The organism is Longilinea arvoryzae (assembly GCF_001050235.1).
Lineage (GTDB): Bacteria > Chloroflexota > Anaerolineae > Anaerolineales > Anaerolineaceae > Longilinea > Longilinea arvoryzae.
Map to the genome: position 1 here is coordinate 3,338,959 of NZ_DF967972.1, position 18,122 is coordinate 3,357,080.

The following is an 18,122-nucleotide window of genomic DNA, read 5'->3' on the forward strand; positions in this document are numbered from 1 at the left end:
CACCTTTTTGTCTCAATCATCGCTGGAGGGTTGCGGAAGGAGTTCGACGAATTGCGAATCCGCCAGGCCATAATCATAGGGATCGCCCACGACTTGAAAATCCCGTTCGTAGTTGTGCGCCGGCGCCGGCGAGGGCAAAATTGCCCATTCCGGAGAGCGCGATTCCCAGATGTTGCCTACCGCCGCTTCGCCGCGCCTGGCGCTGCGGATGAGATTGATAAACAGGAACAACACCGAGAGCGTGACCAGGAAACCGGCGATGGTGATGACCATCTGGGTTGGGCCAAACCCCTGAGCCGGATCATAATCGGCAATCCGGCGGCGCATCCCCAGCATGCCGATGCGCATTTGACCCAAAGTCATGGCCAGGAACGCGGGCGTCATCAGGTAAAAATGCAGTTTTCCCAACGTCTCATTCAATTTCCGGCCGGTCACCTTGGGATACCAGTAATAGATGGCGGCAAACAGCGGGAAGATATACCCGCCAAACATGGTGTCATGAAAATGGCCGACCACGAAGTAGGTATCGTGCAGGTGAAGGTCCGTGGAAACCGTGCCGTTCGGCGGCCCGGTCAACCCGCCCAGCAGAAAGACGACGATACCGCCCAGTACGAACAACATCGGCACCGGGAAACGGATGCGGCCCTGCCACAATGTTGCTATCCAACTGAAGAACTTGACGCCGGTCGGCACGGCCACCAGCAGCGTGCTGTACATAAAGGGCACGCGCAGGTAGTCTTCGATACCGGCGGTGAACATGTGGTGTCCCCAGACAAGGAAACCGGTCAGGGCAATGCCCAGCGAGGACATGGCCACCCACTTATAGCCAAACAACGGCTTGCGCACGAAAACGGGCAGCAATTCGCTGATAATTCCAAGCCCGGGCAGTACAAAGACGTATACCGCCGGATGCGAATAGAACCAGAATAAATGCTGGAAAAGAATGGGATTGCCCCCGTTATTCGCATCGAAAAAGGGCATGCCCAACAGGCGCTCGAACAACACCAACTGGAAGGACAGCCCGATCAGTTGGGTGGCGGTCATGGCGATGATCGAGGTCGCCAGGACGCCCCAGACAAAAATGGGCATACGGAACATCCCCATGCCTTTGGCCCGCTTGCGCAGAATGGTCGCAATCAAATTAAGGGCGCCCAAAATCGACGACCACCCGTTGAAGAATACGCCGACGAAGAACATCTGCATGCCTAGCGGCGCGCGCAGGCTCAAGGGTGGATAACCGGTCCAGCCGGTGTCGAAACCGCCCACGAGAATGGCGCTTAACAGCACCAGCGAACCCGGCACGGCGATCCAGAAGCCAAAAGCATTCAACCGCGGGAAGGCCATGTCCCTGGCTCCCACCAGCAGCGGCACCAGGTAATTCGCCATCCCGGCGATGCCGAGCAGGATCGAGATGATCAGGACCATGCCGTGCATGCCAACCAGGGTGTTGAACAATTGGAAAGTCAGGAATTGCATCCCGGAGGAGGCCAGTTCGGTCCGAAAGGCGAGCGCAAACGAGCCGCCAAATGCCATCAGGATCAGGCTGGTGACGATATATTGGATGCCGATTACTTTGTGATCGAGGGATACCCCGAAGTAGCGGCGTGTTCCCGGCGTCTCCTGAAAATCCTCCGCCTCGCTGGTCTCCTCTCCTTTGGCCCATTTCCACCAGTCTGTAACCACGCCGACGGCAATCAGGAATCCAAACACCCCGAAGAAGGCGCCCAGTACCGCGGCTGGTTCAGCCTTCCATCCCAATCCCATCGCTGTGCGGATGGCGGTCATTAACCCAATGCCTGCCGCCGTGCCGAGAATTTGCCCGAGCACACCTCGCACCAGACCGATCGAAAGAACTTTTTTCATGGGTTCACTCCATTTTTTCGGCTGAACTCACTGGAGAGTCTTGATGAAGGCGATGATGTCGGCGATATCTTTATCCGAGAGGGTCCCCAGATACGTCTGAGGCATCACCCCGGCTGGATAACCTTCGACCACCTGCACATTCGGCTTCAGAATGGAATTCTTCAAATACACCTCATCAGCGGTTACGGTTGTCCCATCCGTCAGAACGCGTTGTGAGTCAAACAGGCCCTTCCAGGTTGGCCCTACCAGGCGGCTGCCGTCCACCGAATGGCAGGCGGTGCAGCCGTTCTGCTTGACCAATTCCTTGCCGCGCGTGACCGGATCCGCGTTCAACAACTTGACCTGTTCATCGACCCAGGCCTGAAAATCGGCTTGGCTCACCACCACCACCGGGCTTTCCATATAGGCATGCAGCGTCCCGCACAATTCCGCGCACCGGACCTTGTAGGTGCCAATGACGGTCGGGGTAATTCGCAACTCCTTGACCAGATTTTCACCCGGCAGTAAATCCTGCTTGACCCGAAATTCAGGCACCCAGAAGGAATGAATCACGTCCTGGGAGGTCAATTTCAATAGAACCTGCCGGTCGACCGGAAGTTGCAGGGTGTCGGAGGTAATGCCGTACTCTGGATATTCGAAAGTCCACGACCACTGGCGGCCGGTCACCTTGACCTCAAGCGCCTGCGGATCGACTTTACGTGTCTCGGCCAGTGAAAGAGAGCCGATATAGGAAAAATAAATCACTGCTGCCAGCGGCAGGATCGTCCATGCCACTTCCAGCTTGTTGGAACTCTTGAAGAATTTGCCCGCGATCTTTTCTTTTCCACGCTGCCGGAAGACGATCAGGCTGTAAACCAGAAACACCGTGATCAGTGAGAACAGAAATGAAATCATCAGAAAATGGTCGTTGAACAGGCGGTCGATGATGACGGCCTGCGTACTGGCCTCGATGGGCAGCAGGCCAACCCGTCGCAGGGTAAAGTCAACCAGCACCGTAAGAACTGCCACGAACCCGGCCACGATGACAAAATGCTTCATATTCTCGCTCCTCCGTGGGCCTGCTTTCGTCGGCTGGGGGGCCGAAGCCGCCGGGATATGCAACCAATCCTGCGCCTGATCCGGAGACAGCGCGCGCCGGTCATAGACCACGGCCGCGCCGCTGGCAGTCAGAGAAACCAGCATGACCTGCATCGGACGCTCTCCGGAGATGAACTGGTTTAGAAATCGAGTCCGGTCGATGCTCTGATCGTCATAATCGAGGATGACCAGGTCGGGTTTCCATTCCTCGAGCAGATCCAGTGTGGTTTGGGTCGCCGTGGTGATGCGAATTTCCAGCCGCTGCCCGCCAGTCTGTTTCGCAAGAAGCTTTTCCAACCCTCTGCCATATAAAGGATTGGCGGAAGCGATCAGAATTCGTCGCGTCTCACCTGACGATGGATTTTTCATCTTCCCTTTGAATTACAACTCACCCAAGGCGGTTCAACCGATCTACGCATCCTTAATTTACAAAAATAAGCCCTTCAGGTCCATCCACCCGACCGGGCTACTAGGGTTATTCTTCACCGCAAAAAGGGTGATTCCCACCTCACCCAAAACAAAAACCCGGCATGGATCATGCCGGGCGTTTCAAGAAAGAAATATTTGGAATGCTTTATTGCATGGGATGGATCAATCTCATTTTGATTGCTTTGCCAACCGCCTCGATTCGATTCTCGGCTTCGAGTTTCTCAAGAATGTGACGGACATGTGTCTTGACGGTGTTTTCCGAGATGAATAATCCCTGGCTGATTTGATGGGTGGTCTGTCCGGCCGCCAGACAGCGCAGCACTTCCATTTCCCGTTCGCTCAACAAGGGTTGCGCTTCCCGGTTGGGTCGAACCACGGCTCGCATCACGGCGCCGGTGACCTCGGGTGAAAGAACGCCCTGCCCTTCGGCTGTTTTCAACAGCGCCTTGCGCAGGTCATCCGGTTCGATGTTTTTCAACAAATAACCATCCGCGCCGGCGCGAATAGCGCCCATTAAATCTTCTTCCGTTTTCGAGATCGTCAGCATCAAAACGCGGGTATTGATTTTCCGGGCACGCAGCGCCTGAACCGTCTCGACCCCATCCATGCGGGGCATATTCACGTCCAGCAGGACCAGGTCTGGCTTTTGAGCCGCGATCACATCCAGGGCCTCCACCCCGTCCCCCGCCTCACCGACGACTTGAAATTCAGGCATATCCTCCAGCAACCCCACCAATCCCCGCCGGAAGAGGGCATGGTCGTCAACCACCACCAGACGCAGACAAACCGGGCTCAAGATATCACCTCCTGGAGCGGAATGGGAAGTTGCAATCGAACCGTCGTCCCCTGGCCGGGCTGGCTGAGCACCTGAAAATCGGCTCCAACGGCTTCCGCGCGCTCGCGCATGCCGCGCAATCCAAAGCGGGAAATCTCGGGCACTTCGGCGGGAGAAAAACCGCAGCCGTCATCCTGAATTTCGATAATCAGATCTTCTTTTTGAGAATGGGCTCTGATATCGACATGCCTGGCATCGGCGTGCTTGCGGACGTTATTGAGCGCCTCCTGAATGATGCGCATGATTTGAATTTCAATTTCGGGATTAAGGGCCGGCATTTCCTGCGTGACATCCATTTGGATCGGGATGGAAAAATCGCGCTCGTAATCCTTGCTGAGACGCGATAGCCAGTTGAAAAGGCCTTCCCTGGGGGCCAGGCGCAGATCCTCGATCGATTTGCGCGTGTCAATATACGCCTCACTCAAAGCCTGGTAGCTTTGCTTGATGGCCTGATTCAGGCGAGGATAATCCCCCTGGCCCAGATAATTCTGCATTTGCGCGGTTGTCAGTTTGAGAAAAGCCAGTGTCTGGGCCAGGTTATCGTGAATTTCCCGCGCCAGGCGGATGCGTTCCTGAACGACGGTCTCGAATTTGATCGACTTGCGGAAACGTTCCATTTCCAAAAGCAGGCCCACCTGGTGAGCAATGACCTCGATTAAAGAACTCTGGCACTCGCCAGATTCAGCCCCATCCCGGAGCCAGATCCATAATTCGCCGACCGAAGAGCCGTCCGGGAGCATCAGAGAATTCACCTGCAGCCTTCCCGGTCCCTTCGCTTCGACCGCTTCCGTCACTCCCACAACCTGAGCGGATTGTCGCGCCGAATTTTCCAAAACGGCCAGTCCTGAAGACGTGCCGAAAGTCAGCCGCAATAAGCCTCCCGATAAATCCGGCGATTGGACCCGTAAAATGGCCGCTTCCGCCTCCAGGAGGGGTAACAAATCCTCGATCAAACCCCCAAACTGGCTGCCCAGGTCCGGACTCTCACGCTCATCCTGTTGATAATAGCGCAGAGTATTCAATTCGCGGGATCGTTGTCTTAAGGTCTCCACTCCCTGGCCAATTTCAACCAAAATTTGTTCCAAAAAAGCCCTCAGGCTGGCGTCCAGCTTTTGAGATGGCAGGAGGTAGAGATTGAGCATGCCCAGCATCAATTCATTCCGTTGCATCGGCAGACAATAGACATCCACCGCACTGTAAGGCCCTTCCAACAGCGGACATTTTTCACCTGCTTCAGCGTGCAAGCGCTGGCATTGGTGGCATATTTTGCGCACGCGCAGGGCCGTCAGATGTTCCGCCCAGGAAGTCAACATGGGCTGGGGTAGTTTTCCAAGACTATAGGCCGGAAGCGGAATTCCCCACTCATCCATGGGAACCAGTGAAACCGCCGTCGCCCCGCTGATGTCCAGAATCATGTTCAGCGCACCCTCCACCAGTTGCTTTTCGTCCTGGGCGGTCGTCAGAATGCGGTTGATCCACTGGACGCCTTTCAGTTCGCGTTCCATTGAAATCATTTTTTGTTCGTTATCGGCCAATTCCATCCGGATGAGACGTTGCTGGCGAACCAGACCCAACGCCAGCGCCGCCAGCAATCCCAAACCCATCAATTCAAGCCCGGACACGAGCCGGAAGTCGACGGACAGAAAAGAATTCGGGGTTTGCAGATTCCAGTCCAGGCCGATCCCGATCAGGGATAGTGCAATACCGATTACACCGGTCAGCAGCAATTTTCGTGGAATGGACCGTATCGATGTTCGCATGGATTAATTTTACCTGAAATCGATTCTTTTTTCTCTCTGTTCAAGCCTCAACCATAGGATCGGTGACAAAAAAAATCCCCTGCTCATCCAACGCAGGGGACGAGATTCAAAAGCATCCGGTTATTTAAAATTCATCTCCATGTAGGTGATGACATTCCAGATATCATTTTCACTGAGCGTACCTTTCCAGGAAGGCATCGAAGAATTAAACGGCGACATGCCACCCCCTTCGGAAATGCGCCAGAACATATAGGCTTCGCTGGCTTCAGCGACCGTTTTCTTCAGATCAGCCGGTTTGGGATCCAACGCCGCTCCGGCCGGCCCATCCCCGGCGCCGCCTGTTCCATGGCATGAAGCGCAGTTGGCTTCATATACCGTTTTCCCGGCATCCGAGGCATCCGTCTTCCCCGCAAACGGATTGGTCTTATTGGCATATTCTGAGGGAGGCTCAGGTCGGGTGGACGTTTTCGCGGCGCTCCCGCCGCATGCCGATAACAGAATTGCGCTCAACACCAGGATGACCGTAAGGAAAAAGATCGTTTTCTTCATAGGAGATCTCCTTTGTGGAAAATGGATGCGACGATAAAATTATATACTTTTTTGATTGCAATTGGAACAGTATTTTCAGGCTTCGTCATTTCTTTATCAAATAGATCATATATTAGATCATACACATAAGATTAACAGGATATTTGTCACTTTCGATGTCAACAATGTTCGGTTAAATTTGTTCCTGTAAACCCATCACAAACCCAATTAGAGGTGAATAATGTTTCGAATTAGTCGTCGTTTAGATTATGGTGTTCAGCTCATGGTGGCACTGGCAGCTGAAGAAGAGAATCATCCCATCCCCACCGCAGCCCTCGCCGAAAAACTGGAAATCCCCCTGCCCTTCCTGCATCAGATTGCGCACACGCTCATGCAGGCCGGCCTGATCAAGGCTTCGCCAGGCCCACGGGGTGGTTTGCGCCTCAGCCAGTCTCCCGCTTCCATCAGCCTGTTGCGCATTTCCGAAACCCTGGAAGGCCCCATTTGCCTCAATCCCTGCCTGGAATGCGGTGAAGAGTGCCCTCGCCAGGAAAGCTGCACGGCTATGCCCGTCTGGAACAGCCTGCAGGATTTGATCGTTCGTAATCTGGATAGCGTCCACCTGGATATGCTGCTCACCTCCTCTGACGCGCTTCAGAATCTCTTCAAAGTCAAAGAAATGGCCGGAAAACTAAACTAAGAATCCAATAAAGTTTAGCGAACAGAGTTATTTGGCTTTGCAATCCAAAGGATATAAAAACTGCCAGCCCAATCGAGCTGGCAGTTTTTGAATTCTCCATTTACCTACGGGAAAAATCGATTGAATTTACTTCAAGGCCGCCAGAACCTCGACACTGTGGCCGTCGGGTTTGACGTTCTCGAAGACTCGCAGGATTTTTCCATCTGAACTGATGAGGAAGGTGGTGCGAAAAACACCATCGTATTCGCGGCCCATCATTTTCTTGCGTCCCCATACGCCGTAGAGTTCACAAACCGCGTGGTTTTCGTCCGCCAGCAGGGTGAACGGTAGTTTGTATTTCGACTTAAACCTGGCGTGTGAACTGACCTTATCCGGGCTGACGCCTACCACGGTGACGCCCGCCTGGGTGTATTCGCTGTACGCATCGCGAAAAGCACAGGCTTCGGTGGTGCAACCCGGGGTGTCATCCTTCGGGTAAAAATAGAGTACCACCGGTTGGCCGCGAAAATCCGAAAGATGACGCTCGACTCCGGCATCGTCCTTCAAAGTAAAATCAGGAGCAGGTATATTGGCTGAGATAGGCATCATAACCTCCTTTAGGCTATTCCCTATTTTACGCAATCGGGCGTCCAATATCCAGTCTAAATCGATCTGAATTATTCGGAACAGGCCTGGACGATTTTGCCCATTTGACTTAAGTCATATCCGGGCAAAGCGGCGACAGCCTTTCGGAAGCTCGCATCGGTCATCAATTCGAATAACGGCGCGAGCAGGTCGCCCTCCAGATATTTGCAGGGAATGATCAGATCGTAGCGTTCCTGAAAGAGCGGAATGAAGTCCAAATCCAACGCCTGGGCTGAAGCGGTCACCGCCAGGCCACAGTCCGCCCGACCGGATGCCACCGCCGCGGCCACCGCTAGGTGAGTGTATTCTTCCTGATCATAGCCCTGAACATCGGCAGGCGAAATTCCCAACCGGCCGAGATGGTAATCCAGTAGCACGCGCGTTCCAGCGCCGCGCTGTCGGTTGACAAAGCGGACATCGGGACGCGCCAGATCGGCCAATCCTTTGATTCCCTTGGGGTTCCCGCGCAGCGTCAGCAATCCCTGTTCGCGCCCCACCCAGGTGACCACTTCCACCGGGGTATCGGGTAAATATTGCTTTAGGTACGGCAGGTTATATTCACCCGTTTGAGGGTCGAGTAAATGCGAGCCGGCCAGATGGGCCTCTCCACGCCGCAGCGCGACCAGCCCACCCTGGCTGCCGACGTTGGCTGAGATCAGACGCCGCTGGCGTTCCGCCAGAAACTGGGCCACGATATCCAGCGTCATGTCATGCGAGCCAATGGCAAAGATGGTTTGCTCGAGCTCATGCGATGGCCGGTACAGGCGTACTTTCACCGGCGTACCGGGCTCCAGCCCCTGGACGCCGCGCGGTAGAATGCTGATGCCATCCGCCTTGACCAGCGAGGTGATCACGCCCGCGCCGCGCGAAAGTGGCGCCGCCAGCAGACGGTCGCCCACCTTCCCGACCACCATGCGAACATAGTCGTCATCCCCGGCCGGCGATGTAATCTTACGCGTCAACGCCGCAGTCACTTCCTCGGGATGAAACGGCTGGCGCCCCTGCCAGACAGCCAGCAATGGCTCGACAAATATCTCACCGGTCAGGGCGGCGGACACCGGATAACCCGGCGCCCCGATGATCGGCGTGACACCCGAGCCGTCCGAACGCCGGATCAGTCCGAGGATCACCGGGTGGCCGGGGCGAACGGCGACGCCGTGCACCAGCAGCGTACCCAGTTCTTCCACCACGCGCGAAGAAAAATCCTCGCTGCCCGCCGATGATCCCGCGTTCAGCAAAACCAGATCATGGCCGTCGGCGGCCGCCTGCACCCGCGAACGGATCAACGCGAAATCGTCGATCGAAATCGGATATCGTTCGACCTCCGCGCCCCACGAACGCGCCTGAGCGCCCAGTACGATCGAGTTGTACTCGATGATGTCGCCCCGCTTGACCGATGTTCCCACCGGCACCAATTCCGTACCGGTGGGCAGGATCGCCACGCGAGGTTTCCGGCTGACCCGCAGGTGCGTGTGCCCGCTGGCGGCAGCCGCACCCAAATCGACCGGGCGAAGAATCTGCCCGGCCGGCAGGACCAGTTGGGTGGCGACGATATCCTCACCCATCGGGCGCACGTGACTCCAGGGAGTGAGCGCCGCGCGGATCCGGATCAGGTCCGGGTGGCGCGAATCATCCGCCGGGTTGGCATCGAAATTGAGCGCCTCGACGTTTTCGATCGGAACGACCGCATTGGCCCAATCCGGCAGTGGATCGCCGGTATCGACATACTGGGCCTGTGGGCCAATCTCCAGCGTCACGGGCGCCGTGGGCATGGCGCCGACGGTTTTTTCCGCGCGCAGCGCAAAGCCATCCATCGCCGAGGCATGGTAATGCGGCGAAGAGATTTTTGCCCAAACCGGTTCGGCGGTGACCCTTCCGACCGCTTTTTCATCCAGCGGGATTTCTTCCATCCCAAGGATCTTCCAGAGTCCGGCCTCTTTCAGCGCCTGTTGAAGTCGTTTCTGTGCATCCGCCAGGGGAATATCATGCAAATATACCGACATAGGAACGCTCCCTTACCCTAAATCAATCTTACATCCACGCTTGCGTTTACCGGCAGGCCGGTGGCATCCGCCGGGATGTGCACCAGGCCGTCCGCGCGCGCCAGGGAAAAAATCAAATTGCTTTTATAGAAAATCGGATCCGCCACCATGCCTTGATCCGTTTGCACCAGCCGCACCGGCACAAAATCCTCCCGCCCTGCCTGAGAAGCCAGATTGATGCTCAATCGCGCTGAAACGGTCGCCTCCGGGCGATTGGATTGCAGCCCAAGCAGGTGGTCGATGACCGGCGAAACGAACAAACCGGCGATAACCATCGCACTGACCGGATTGCCGGGGAGGCCAATCACGGGCTTCCCATCGCAAACGCCCAAAATGGTCGGCTTTCCGGGTTTGACATTTACACCGTGCACCAGCACACCGGGCGCGCCCATCTGTTGAATGGTCTGGGCCGTCAGGTCGCGTGTACTTGCGGATGAGCCGGCCGTCATCACAACCAGATCGCACTCCTGTAATGCTTTTCGCAGGTGGGTTTCAAATGCGGCCGCCTGGTCGGGAATGATGCCGCGCATATCTGGCATGCCGCCGCGCCGCGTGACAAGCGCGGCCAGCGAATAAGAATTCACATCTCGAATCTGCCCGTATTGGGGTCGGACGTCCGGAGGCACGACCTCATCCCCGGAAGAGAGAATGCCCACCCGCGGCTTGCAGGCCACATCAACCCGGGTGATCCCCAACGCAGACAACCCGCCGATCTCGGCCGGACGCAGACGCGTCCCCCCTGCCAGAATGAGCTCTCCAACCGCGACATCTTCGCCGGCGTGTAGCACATTCTCGTTTTGCGCCACCGACCGCAGCACCTCGATCTCACCGGGCCGGGCGACCTGCGAATTTTCCAGCATCAGCACAGCATCAGCGCCGGCCGGCAGCATGCCGCCGGTATGGATCAACCCAGTTTCACCTGGAAGAAGATCGAATTCCGGTTTTGCACCCATGGGTACTTCACCCACCTGGCGCAGATACGCCGGCAGCGTTTCACTGGCCCCGAAGGTATCCGCGGCCCGCACGGCATAACCGTCCACCGTACTGCGATCAAACGGCGGCAACGCATCCGGGGAATGAATATCCTGAGCGATAACCCGATCGACGGCTGCCCCGATATCCAGGCCTTCAACCGGCGGCTTTCTGTGCGGTAAAGCCCCCAATAAAACCTTTAATGCCTCCCCGGGAGGGAGAAGTTCGAGAAATTCCGGCATGATTTCATCCTATCCATAAGGCAAAGGCGATCAAATAAGCCATGATCCCCAGGGTCGCCAGAGCGGTGATTTGCAACAGGCGCCAGCGCGGTTTTTGGCCGTTATTGATTTGCCATATTTGCCAGATTTGAAACAATCCAACCGGTAAGGTCGCCAACATCGGCCAGGTTAGAGGCCAGGGTAAACGCAGTACGGCCGCCAATCCAATGAGCAAATAACTCACAAGGATCAGGATATTATGCAGATTCATTCCGCGTTGCCAACCGACAGCGACCATTAAGGTTTTGCGGCCTTCTTTGATATCCGAATAATACGTCTCCAACTCGATGGCCAGTTCCGCCGCGATGAACATGGCTGTAAATGGAAAGGTCAGCAGGATCAACAGGCGATGGGCCTCGCCCGTTTGAAACGTGAACGCCAGGGCCGGGGTAATGCCGGTGATAAATAATGCCGTTACCAGCTCGCCGTAACCGCTTTTCGCCAGGCGCAGCGGCGGCACCGCGTAGAAGAATTCCAAAAGAAAGCCAATTCCCAGATAAATAACAACCGCCGGTCCACGCACGCCCTGGCTGAACAGCATCACCGTGAGGACGGCGCCGGCGGTCAGCGCAACGGCCGCAGCCTGAATCAATGCATTGCGCAGGCGAAAGAATTCGTCGGTAGACCGATTTGGATTGCGCCTCAGAATCGGGTACTCGAGCATCGAGAAATATTCATTCAGGTAGGAAGCGCTGAAGGCCAGTAATAACACGCAGACCTGCCCGATCAAATAAATCGACAGATCGATCGGCCTGCCAAGAAAATGCGCGATACCGGCCCCAATGGCATAGAAAATCAGGCAGCCCAGTAATACCCAGGGCCGCGCGATTCGCAGCAATTGTTTCCAGGGCGATGCGTTCATGTTGTCCGTCTCCTCATATCAGAGCATACCCCCCGTCCACCAGTAGAATTTCGCCGGTAATATAGTCATTCTGAATCAGGGTGATGACGGCTTGAGCGACAGCTTCTGGCGTTCCGGCTGATTGGAGCGGCAGCCGTTTGACAAGGCGCGCCCATTCTTCCGCCGTCAGGTTTTCCGATGGAAGAATCAACCCCGGCGCGACGGCGTTGACGCGCACCGCCGGCGCAAGTTGGCGCGCCAACAGGCGCGTCAAAGTTTCCAGGGCCGATTTACTGATTGTATAAGCGGGATAACCCGTCCAGGTCTTTCGCGCGCCGACGTCCGTGATATTGATGATAACGCCGCCCTGTGGCCCCATGCAGGCAGCCGCTTCACGCGCGCACAACCAGGGCGCGCGTAGGTTCAGCGCCAGTGTGCCGTCCCAATCCGCGACCGTCATGGTCGCGAGATCGCCGGACAGCATGACGGCCGCCGAATTGACCCACACCCCCAGGCGCTTCGAAACCGATCGAATTTGGCCGAACAAGGCTTTGATCTGTTGGGGATCCGTCAAATCGGCCGACATCAGTATCGCCGTACCGCCGATCGAACGGATCTCCTCGGCGGTTTCACGTGCGGCGTGTTCCGAATTGTGGTAATGCACCCCAACCGGGTAACCGTGCCTGGCCAGTTCTAACGCGATGCTTCGTCCCAGACGCACCGCCGCACCCGTAACCACTGCTAATGGAAGCTCTTTTTTCGGTTCCATATTCGCTCAGCGCCGAAAGAAATTCGAGATGAAAAACCACATATTTGCCGGTCGTTCAGCCAACCGACGCATGAAATAGGGATACCAATGCGTCCCATATGGAACATATACCCGCACCGGGAATCCCGCGCCAACCAATGCCTCCTGTAAATCCCGGCGAATGCCGTACAGCATTTGAAATTCGATGGCCTGTTTCGGTAATCCGTATTGTACCTGTAAATCCCTGGCGGTTTGGATGCGTTTCGGATCATGGGTGGCGATGGCCGGGATTGGCGGGACAAGGCCATTTTCATTGGCCGTCGGGTTGGCATGTTGTTTCGCCCCGGCGATCAAGAGCCCGGCCAGCCGATCGAAGGCTTGATCCACGTCCGCTTTGTCGGGATAAGCGATCTCTGCGGGTTCGCGGTAAGCCCCTTTGACGAGGCGCACCGGGACGCCCTCGGTGATCAATTCCTGGATGTCGTTTTGACTGCGATGCAAATACGACTGAAGGACGATTCCAACGTTCTCAAACCCCTGAGTGCGCGCCCAACGCAAACAAGCCAGCGTCTTTTCGGTCAACGAGGAATCTTCCATGTCGATCCGAATGAAATTCTGCGTCTGGCGCGCCTTTTGGAGGATGCGCTGTAAGTTATCCTGGCATAGGCCGGCATCCAGCAACAAACCGATTTGAGATAATTTTATGGACATGTTCGAGCGCACGCCGGAAGCCCGAATCCGATCGAGCATCTGCAGGATTTCATCCGTGGCCTGGCGGGCTTCGGCGGCCGTGGAAGTATTTTCGCCGAGGTGGTCCAGTGTGGCTAAAATTCCGGCCTCATTCAGGTGTTGGATAACCCGGATTGCCTCTTCGCCTGATTCTCCAGCGATGAAGCGGGATGCTGCGCGTCGGGCGATCCCCCAATGCGTTACCAGCCGCTGCGCCCAGGCTGCTCTCGAGAGAAAGATAATAAATGCTCTCAGCCTTTCACCTCATGATGTCGTTCCAGGGGGCCATCTTGGATTTTTTAATTCTAACATAAGAAGTCCAATTCCTGACCCGGCTTATTTCTACGCGCAATTCGGTAAAGTGTTATACAATTCATGCATGGGGAAACTCAGCCTTCGCAATCTCTTCAAACCGCCCTGGAACCGGCCGTTTTGGATCGGGGCGATTGCTTTGATTGTGTATCTCTATCTGAACCGCGGAACTCTCAATGAAGCCACGTTCGTATTGGATACGGCGCTCATTGGGTTGGGGCTTCTCATCTGGCTGGCGTTTTTCTCCCAGTTCACCCTACCTGTGAAGACGATCCATGAACGACTGGAAGTATTCCGCCGGTTACTACTCTATCCACTGGGAATGCATGGCCCGGCGATCTCGATCGTCGACGGTGAAATCCAAAAACGCAAAGGCGAAGAACTGAGAACCGGCCCCGGCGTCATTCTGCTGGATACGGCCAGCGCAGCCGTGTTGAAACGGCCGACCCGTTTCGTGCGTGCAATCGGGCCGGGCGTGGTTTTTACAAAACGGGGTGAGTTCGTTTCTCCCGATTCGGTTGTAGACCTGCACCTACACAAGCAAACCATCGGGCCCTCGCCCAACAACCCCATCTCACCCTTTGCCGAAAAAGGTAAGAAGGAAACCGCCGCGGAATATCAAACCCGCCAGCGCGATCGAAACGACACGCGCGCACTCACTCGCGACGGAATCGAAATTGTCTCGACCATCAGTGTCTATTTCCGCCTCGAAGCCAACCTGGGCGAAGGCAATACCCAGTTTGGATTCCGGCCTTCTTCCATCGAGAAGGCAATCCTTGGGCAAAATATCGATCTCAATCTGCCGATCGATGCCGCAGATCGCATCCGGCGCTGGGATTGGCTGCCGGCTTATCTGGCTGCGGATGTGTGGCGCGAGTTTCTGAGTAAATTTACGCTGGATGAGCTGTTTCAACGCTCCGCCAACCAGAATGGCGCCATGAAGACCATCCTCAACGTCGTCCGGAGCCGGCTCACGTCCGAAAGGACGCCGATTTTGAACAATTTCGGCGCCGAAACGGACGAAAACGAAGAGAGCCGCGAATACCAACTCCTGAAAAAGCGCGGCATTCAGGTGACGCGGGTTGAGATTTACAATTTGATGCTGCCGGATGAAATCGAAACCCAACTCGTTCGCCGCTGGAATACCACCTGGTTGAACCGCGCCCGCAAGGACCGCATCCTCGTGGATCACCAGCGCGACTATGTCGTCCAGCAGGGCCAGGAAGACGCCCACATTCGCGTCGCCGAGAGCGCCAGCCAGCCCTTTGCCGCCCTCCAGGCTGACGAACTCCTCTCCGGGCGAGAGGTGCTCAAGCGACTCTTGCGCGGAAATATGGACCAGTGCGAGCGGGATTCCTCCCTGCACAGCCTGACCGCGGATGAAATTAACCAACTCCAGGAACTCATCGATTGGGTGGAAAAGCAGCCTGATCTATGACCAACGAAAACGACTCGATTCCTTCCACCTCCACCCCGGATTCCGCGCATTCAGATTCGGTCGCCCAGGCGTTCGAACTGGCAATCACCCGGATCTTTGCCCTGAATCAGGCCGGCGGCCAATTCCGCGGCGCCGTTTTTAGCATCCTGGTCGTGGCCACCTGGATCATTACAGCCTTCTGGTATCACTCCTGGAGCGATGATTCGGTGCGTTTGCTACACCTGGCCCTGGATCCAGCTTCCTCGCCTGCCGCGCTGCTGCTGGTTTCCATCGACCACTTTCTGGGATTTTTCCTGGCCCGTGAAACGGTCAGCCGGTTGATCACGCTTTTCCTGCCGGTCTGGCTCGCCCATGAAATCGCCGCCATTTACCTGATGGACATCTTCGAACTGCCCAACTCCTCCATCGGGCGGGAGTTTATCAGCCGCACCGCGTTTGCCTCGTCGGAAATGCACACGTTGGTCATCGACAGTGAAGCGCTCACGGTCAAGCAGGAAAATTCGCCAGCCATTCGCATCGGGGGCCCCTGCCGGGTGCAGGTGAATGTCGAATTTGCGGCCGTCTTCGAGAAAATCAACGGCGCTTTTCACCCCATCAGTCCCAATCTTCGCATCCAATGGCATTCGAAATCCTTCCGGCAGCGTTTCACGGAATTTCTGGCGCGCTATTTTCCGTCTCTCCTCGGCGCCTCGCCTGAAACCGCCAAAAAGCTGCTGGGACCCAACGGCACACTTGGAACACCCGAATATCTGCCCGCAGTGAGCACGCTGGAGGGTTTCGAACGCTTGCGGCGAATCATCGATCTACGCGATCAAACCGCGCATTTCGACGTCGACGCCCGGACCAGCGATGGCATTCACATCAGCGTCAAAGGCCTGCGCCTGATTTTCAGCGTCTGGCGCGGCGTCGACCAGGGGACCCTTGGCCGGCCTTATCCGTTCCGCCGCCAGGCTGTCTACTGGTTGACGTATCAGACCGTCGGAGGCGAACGTTGGTCGCTGGCCATGCAGAATCTCGTTCGGGAGGAACTCATCCGCTATATCAGCGAACGTACCCTGGGTGAGCTGCTGGCGGCTATTGGAGAACCTGAGATTCAGCGCCAGTTGGCCCTGGAAGGCGCCGTGCAACGCCGGATCTGGTCGCACCGGCGCCGGGCGCGCTCTCTGCGCATGGGCCAGAAGCCGCAATTGCCGCGCCGCCCCCAAAATTATCATAAGCCGATTCCCCTGCCTTATCGCGAGCATAAACACGCTCGCCGGCCGCGTTTCCAGCACTTTTTCTCACCCATTTCAGGGCAGTTGCCCGTTGCTCCGAATTTCGTTCCCCGGCCCCAACTGAGCAACTTCTTCCGGGAGTTTGCCAGCGGATTTCCGGCAAGGGCCCGAATGCACGGCGTGCGTCTGGAATGGATCGATATCGGTTCGTTCACGACCAACGAGCAGGTCATTCTCAACCAGCACGTCGAAGCCTGGCGCATGACCGCCGAAAATCTGACGCGCAGCAGCAGCCGCGTGCTGGCTGAACTCCACCGCCAGAGTTGTAATCAGGAAATCTCCCGTCTGCTCCAGTCCAAGCCAATCCTGAGCTTCATTCAACTTCAGGAACAGAAGGTCTCGGCAGACGATACGATCTTCGAATTGATCGGCATGTATTCGGCCGTGTTGAAATCCGCTCGCGAGAATTTGCTCAAAAAAAGAAAGCCGATCCCAGCCAGCCTTGAGAATGCGTTGTCGATCATCCGGCGCTATCAGGCAGAAGAATATAAAAGCAAACGCGGGCATACCATTTCATGATGCCAGCTCATACCTGAAAGCAACCGCGGCCGATCGATTTCTGGCTTTGGCTCGCTTCAGGTAGCCCTGCGGGAGATGGCCCCAATTCCTGGCCCAGACCACACGTCAAGGCGTCGGTGTCATCGTCGGTGCGCGGGTGTTCGTGGGTGTGACCGGCGTTGAAGTCCAGGTCGGCGCGTGTGTCGAGGTTCGCGTCGGTGTCAGCGAAGGAGCCAGGGTACGGGTGATCGTGGGCGTGAGAGACGGCCGCGGCGTACGCGTGGAGGTGCGCGTTGGAGATGGGCCGGGAGTGATCGTCGCCGTTCGAGTCGGGGTTGGCGTCATGGTCGGCACGGGTGTCGGCGGATTTCCGGTTACCGTGAAGCGGCCGGATACCTGCCACTGCATGCCTAAAAAGACCTGCACTTCATACTCGCCCGGCAGCCAATCCGATGATATCGGCTCGCACTCGGTATAACCGTAACCACCGGTGCCGCCATTCCAGGCCTGAGTCTCATAGCAAATCAACTTCAGATCCTGCACCCGATACCACAACGCTGTCCACTGGGATCCATCCAGCATGTTGTTGTAACTGAATGTGGCATAGAGCTTTCCAACCGGGTTGGCAAATTCAGTGGCCGGGTTCACGGCCAGGCGGCTTTCATCGATGGCTTTGGAGAACTGCAGGGTGCTAAAAACAGACTCCGGATTCGGGGTGACGATGCCCAGAAATTGGGTTGCAATCTCCTCGGGCATCATCGGAGTCGGCGTGATCGAGGGCGTATTGGTGATGGTCGGCGTCAGCGTGATCGTTGGCGTCAGCGTGATCGTCGGGGTCAAAGTAATGGTCGGCGTCAGGGTGATGGTGGGTGAAGGCGGAAATACCTTATACGCCGTGGGCTCGCCAAATTTGCCGATGAAGAAAGCGCAGGCGACCAGTAACACTGATAACACAATTCTTCGCCAGCCGCGCATCAACAGGTCCTGGCGTTTCCGGAAGAAGGGCAACCTCTGACCGGAGCGAATCGTTCGAATACCGATGAGAAATACCAGTAGACCGCCCCCCGCGGCCATGACGATCAATGTTAATACGGCAGTTTTAATATCAAGTTTCATAGATGTGACGACATGCAAGGATAACCTGATCTGGCGTGATTATAGCACGTAAAGA

Annotated in this window: 15 protein-coding genes; 3 read left to right on the forward strand and 12 right to left on the reverse strand. The window is 56.3% G+C overall.

What is annotated here, in order from left to right; translation table 11 throughout:
• Nucleotides 1–12: 12 nt before the first annotated feature.
• From LARV_RS14910 to LARV_RS14930, 5 genes are all read right to left on the reverse strand, one after another.
• On the reverse strand, nucleotides 13–1,863 hold the full coding sequence (locus LARV_RS14910; RefSeq protein ID WP_075074377.1) for a cytochrome c oxidase subunit I: 1,851 nt from the start codon (nucleotides 1,861–1,863) through the stop codon (nucleotides 13–15).
• A 27-nt stretch (nucleotides 1,864–1,890) separates the two neighbouring features.
• The gene (gene coxB / locus LARV_RS14915; protein WP_083522606.1) at nucleotides 1,891–3,309 is read right to left on the reverse strand and encodes a cytochrome c oxidase subunit II; all 1,419 of its coding nucleotides are present in this window, start codon (nucleotides 3,307–3,309) and stop codon (nucleotides 1,891–1,893) included.
• Between the two features lie 205 nt (nucleotides 3,310–3,514).
• A complete protein-coding gene (locus LARV_RS14920; protein WP_083522607.1) occupies nucleotides 3,515–4,165 on the reverse strand; it encodes a response regulator in 651 nt (216 codons plus the stop codon).
• The gene (locus LARV_RS14925) at nucleotides 4,162–5,964 is read right to left on the reverse strand and encodes a sensor histidine kinase (RefSeq protein WP_083522608.1); all 1,803 of its coding nucleotides are present in this window, start codon (nucleotides 5,962–5,964) and stop codon (nucleotides 4,162–4,164) included. The genes LARV_RS14920 and LARV_RS14925 overlap by 4 nt, the downstream gene beginning before the upstream one ends.
• A gap of 120 nt (nucleotides 5,965–6,084) precedes the next feature.
• Entirely contained in the window at nucleotides 6,085–6,513 is a 429-nt protein-coding gene (locus LARV_RS14930) for a c-type cytochrome (protein WP_075074380.1), read from the reverse strand.
• 220 nt (nucleotides 6,514–6,733) lie between these two features.
• Here LARV_RS14930 and LARV_RS14935 point away from each other — a divergent pair, with 220 nt between their 5' ends.
• Entirely contained in the window at nucleotides 6,734–7,192 is a 459-nt protein-coding gene (locus LARV_RS14935; protein ID WP_075074381.1) for an RrF2 family transcriptional regulator, read from the forward strand.
• Nucleotides 7,193–7,318: 126 nt separating this feature from the next.
• Here LARV_RS14935 and bcp read toward each other — a convergent pair whose 3' ends face one another.
• The 6 genes from bcp to LARV_RS14965 all read right to left on the reverse strand — a co-directional run bounded on the left by bcp (nucleotide 7,319) and on the right by LARV_RS14965 (nucleotide 13,684).
• The gene (bcp, locus tag LARV_RS14940; protein WP_075074382.1) at nucleotides 7,319–7,777 is read right to left on the reverse strand and encodes a thioredoxin-dependent thiol peroxidase; all 459 of its coding nucleotides are present in this window, start codon (nucleotides 7,775–7,777) and stop codon (nucleotides 7,319–7,321) included.
• Nucleotides 7,778–7,848: 71 nt separating this feature from the next.
• Nucleotides 7,849–9,819: a molybdopterin biosynthesis protein gene (locus tag LARV_RS14945; protein WP_075074383.1), complete on the reverse strand. Its 1,971-nt coding sequence runs from the start codon at nucleotides 9,817–9,819 to the stop codon at nucleotides 7,849–7,851.
• A 17-nt stretch (nucleotides 9,820–9,836) separates the two neighbouring features.
• Complete coding sequence (locus LARV_RS14950; RefSeq protein ID WP_075074384.1) at nucleotides 9,837–11,072, reverse strand: molybdopterin-binding protein; 1,236 nt, start codon at nucleotides 11,070–11,072, stop codon at nucleotides 9,837–9,839.
• Between the two features lie 4 nt (nucleotides 11,073–11,076).
• Complete coding sequence (locus LARV_RS14955) at nucleotides 11,077–11,973, reverse strand: prenyltransferase (RefSeq protein ID WP_075074385.1); 897 nt, start codon at nucleotides 11,971–11,973, stop codon at nucleotides 11,077–11,079.
• Between the two features lie 13 nt (nucleotides 11,974–11,986).
• On the reverse strand, nucleotides 11,987–12,721 hold the full coding sequence (locus tag LARV_RS14960; protein ID WP_075074386.1) for an SDR family NAD(P)-dependent oxidoreductase: 735 nt from the start codon (nucleotides 12,719–12,721) through the stop codon (nucleotides 11,987–11,989).
• Between the two features lie 6 nt (nucleotides 12,722–12,727).
• On the reverse strand, nucleotides 12,728–13,684 hold the full coding sequence (locus tag LARV_RS14965; RefSeq protein WP_075074387.1) for a proline dehydrogenase family protein: 957 nt from the start codon (nucleotides 13,682–13,684) through the stop codon (nucleotides 12,728–12,730).
• Nucleotides 13,685–13,808: 124 nt separating this feature from the next.
• Here LARV_RS14965 and LARV_RS14970 point away from each other — a divergent pair, with 124 nt between their 5' ends.
• Both LARV_RS14970 and LARV_RS14975 read left to right on the forward strand, forming a co-directional pair.
• A complete protein-coding gene (locus LARV_RS14970; RefSeq protein ID WP_075074388.1) occupies nucleotides 13,809–15,179 on the forward strand; it encodes an SPFH domain-containing protein in 1,371 nt (456 codons plus the stop codon).
• Complete coding sequence (locus tag LARV_RS14975; protein ID WP_075074389.1) at nucleotides 15,176–16,972, forward strand: hypothetical protein; 1,797 nt, start codon at nucleotides 15,176–15,178, stop codon at nucleotides 16,970–16,972. The genes LARV_RS14970 and LARV_RS14975 overlap by 4 nt, the downstream gene beginning before the upstream one ends.
• Nucleotides 16,973–17,077: 105 nt before the next feature.
• Here the strand turns inward: LARV_RS14975 and LARV_RS20220 are convergent, their stop codons facing one another.
• A complete protein-coding gene (locus LARV_RS20220; protein ID WP_075074390.1) occupies nucleotides 17,078–18,067 on the reverse strand; it encodes a hypothetical protein in 990 nt (329 codons plus the stop codon).
• Nucleotides 18,068–18,122: the final 55 nt, after the last annotated feature.

Coding starts and splice junctions, on each gene's coding strand:
- LARV_RS14975 (WP_075074389.1), top strand. CDS start 15,176: ATGACCAACGAAAACGACTCGATTCCTTCCACCTCCACCCCGGATTCC.
- LARV_RS14970 (WP_075074388.1), top strand. CDS start 13,809: ATGGGGAAACTCAGCCTTCGCAATCTCTTCAAACCGCCCTGGAACCGG.
- bcp (WP_075074382.1), bottom strand. CDS start 7,777: ATGCCTATCTCAGCCAATATACCTGCTCCTGATTTTACTTTGAAGGAC.
- LARV_RS14945 (WP_075074383.1), bottom strand. CDS start 9,819: ATGTCGGTATATTTGCATGATATTCCCCTGGCGGATGCACAGAAACGA.
- LARV_RS14955 (WP_075074385.1), bottom strand. CDS start 11,973: ATGAACGCATCGCCCTGGAAACAATTGCTGCGAATCGCGCGGCCCTGG.
- LARV_RS14910 (WP_075074377.1), bottom strand. CDS start 1,863: ATGAAAAAAGTTCTTTCGATCGGTCTGGTGCGAGGTGTGCTCGGGCAA.
- LARV_RS14925 (WP_083522608.1), bottom strand. CDS start 5,964: ATGCGAACATCGATACGGTCCATTCCACGAAAATTGCTGCTGACCGGT.
- LARV_RS14935 (WP_075074381.1), top strand. CDS start 6,734: ATGTTTCGAATTAGTCGTCGTTTAGATTATGGTGTTCAGCTCATGGTG.
- LARV_RS14930 (WP_075074380.1), bottom strand. CDS start 6,513: ATGAAGAAAACGATCTTTTTCCTTACGGTCATCCTGGTGTTGAGCGCA.
- LARV_RS14950 (WP_075074384.1), bottom strand. CDS start 11,072: ATGCCGGAATTTCTCGAACTTCTCCCTCCCGGGGAGGCATTAAAGGTT.
- LARV_RS20220 (WP_075074390.1), bottom strand. CDS start 18,067: ATGAAACTTGATATTAAAACTGCCGTATTAACATTGATCGTCATGGCC.
- LARV_RS14960 (WP_075074386.1), bottom strand. CDS start 12,721: ATGGAACCGAAAAAAGAGCTTCCATTAGCAGTGGTTACGGGTGCGGCG.
- coxB (WP_083522606.1), bottom strand. CDS start 3,309: ATGAAAAATCCATCGTCAGGTGAGACGCGACGAATTCTGATCGCTTCC.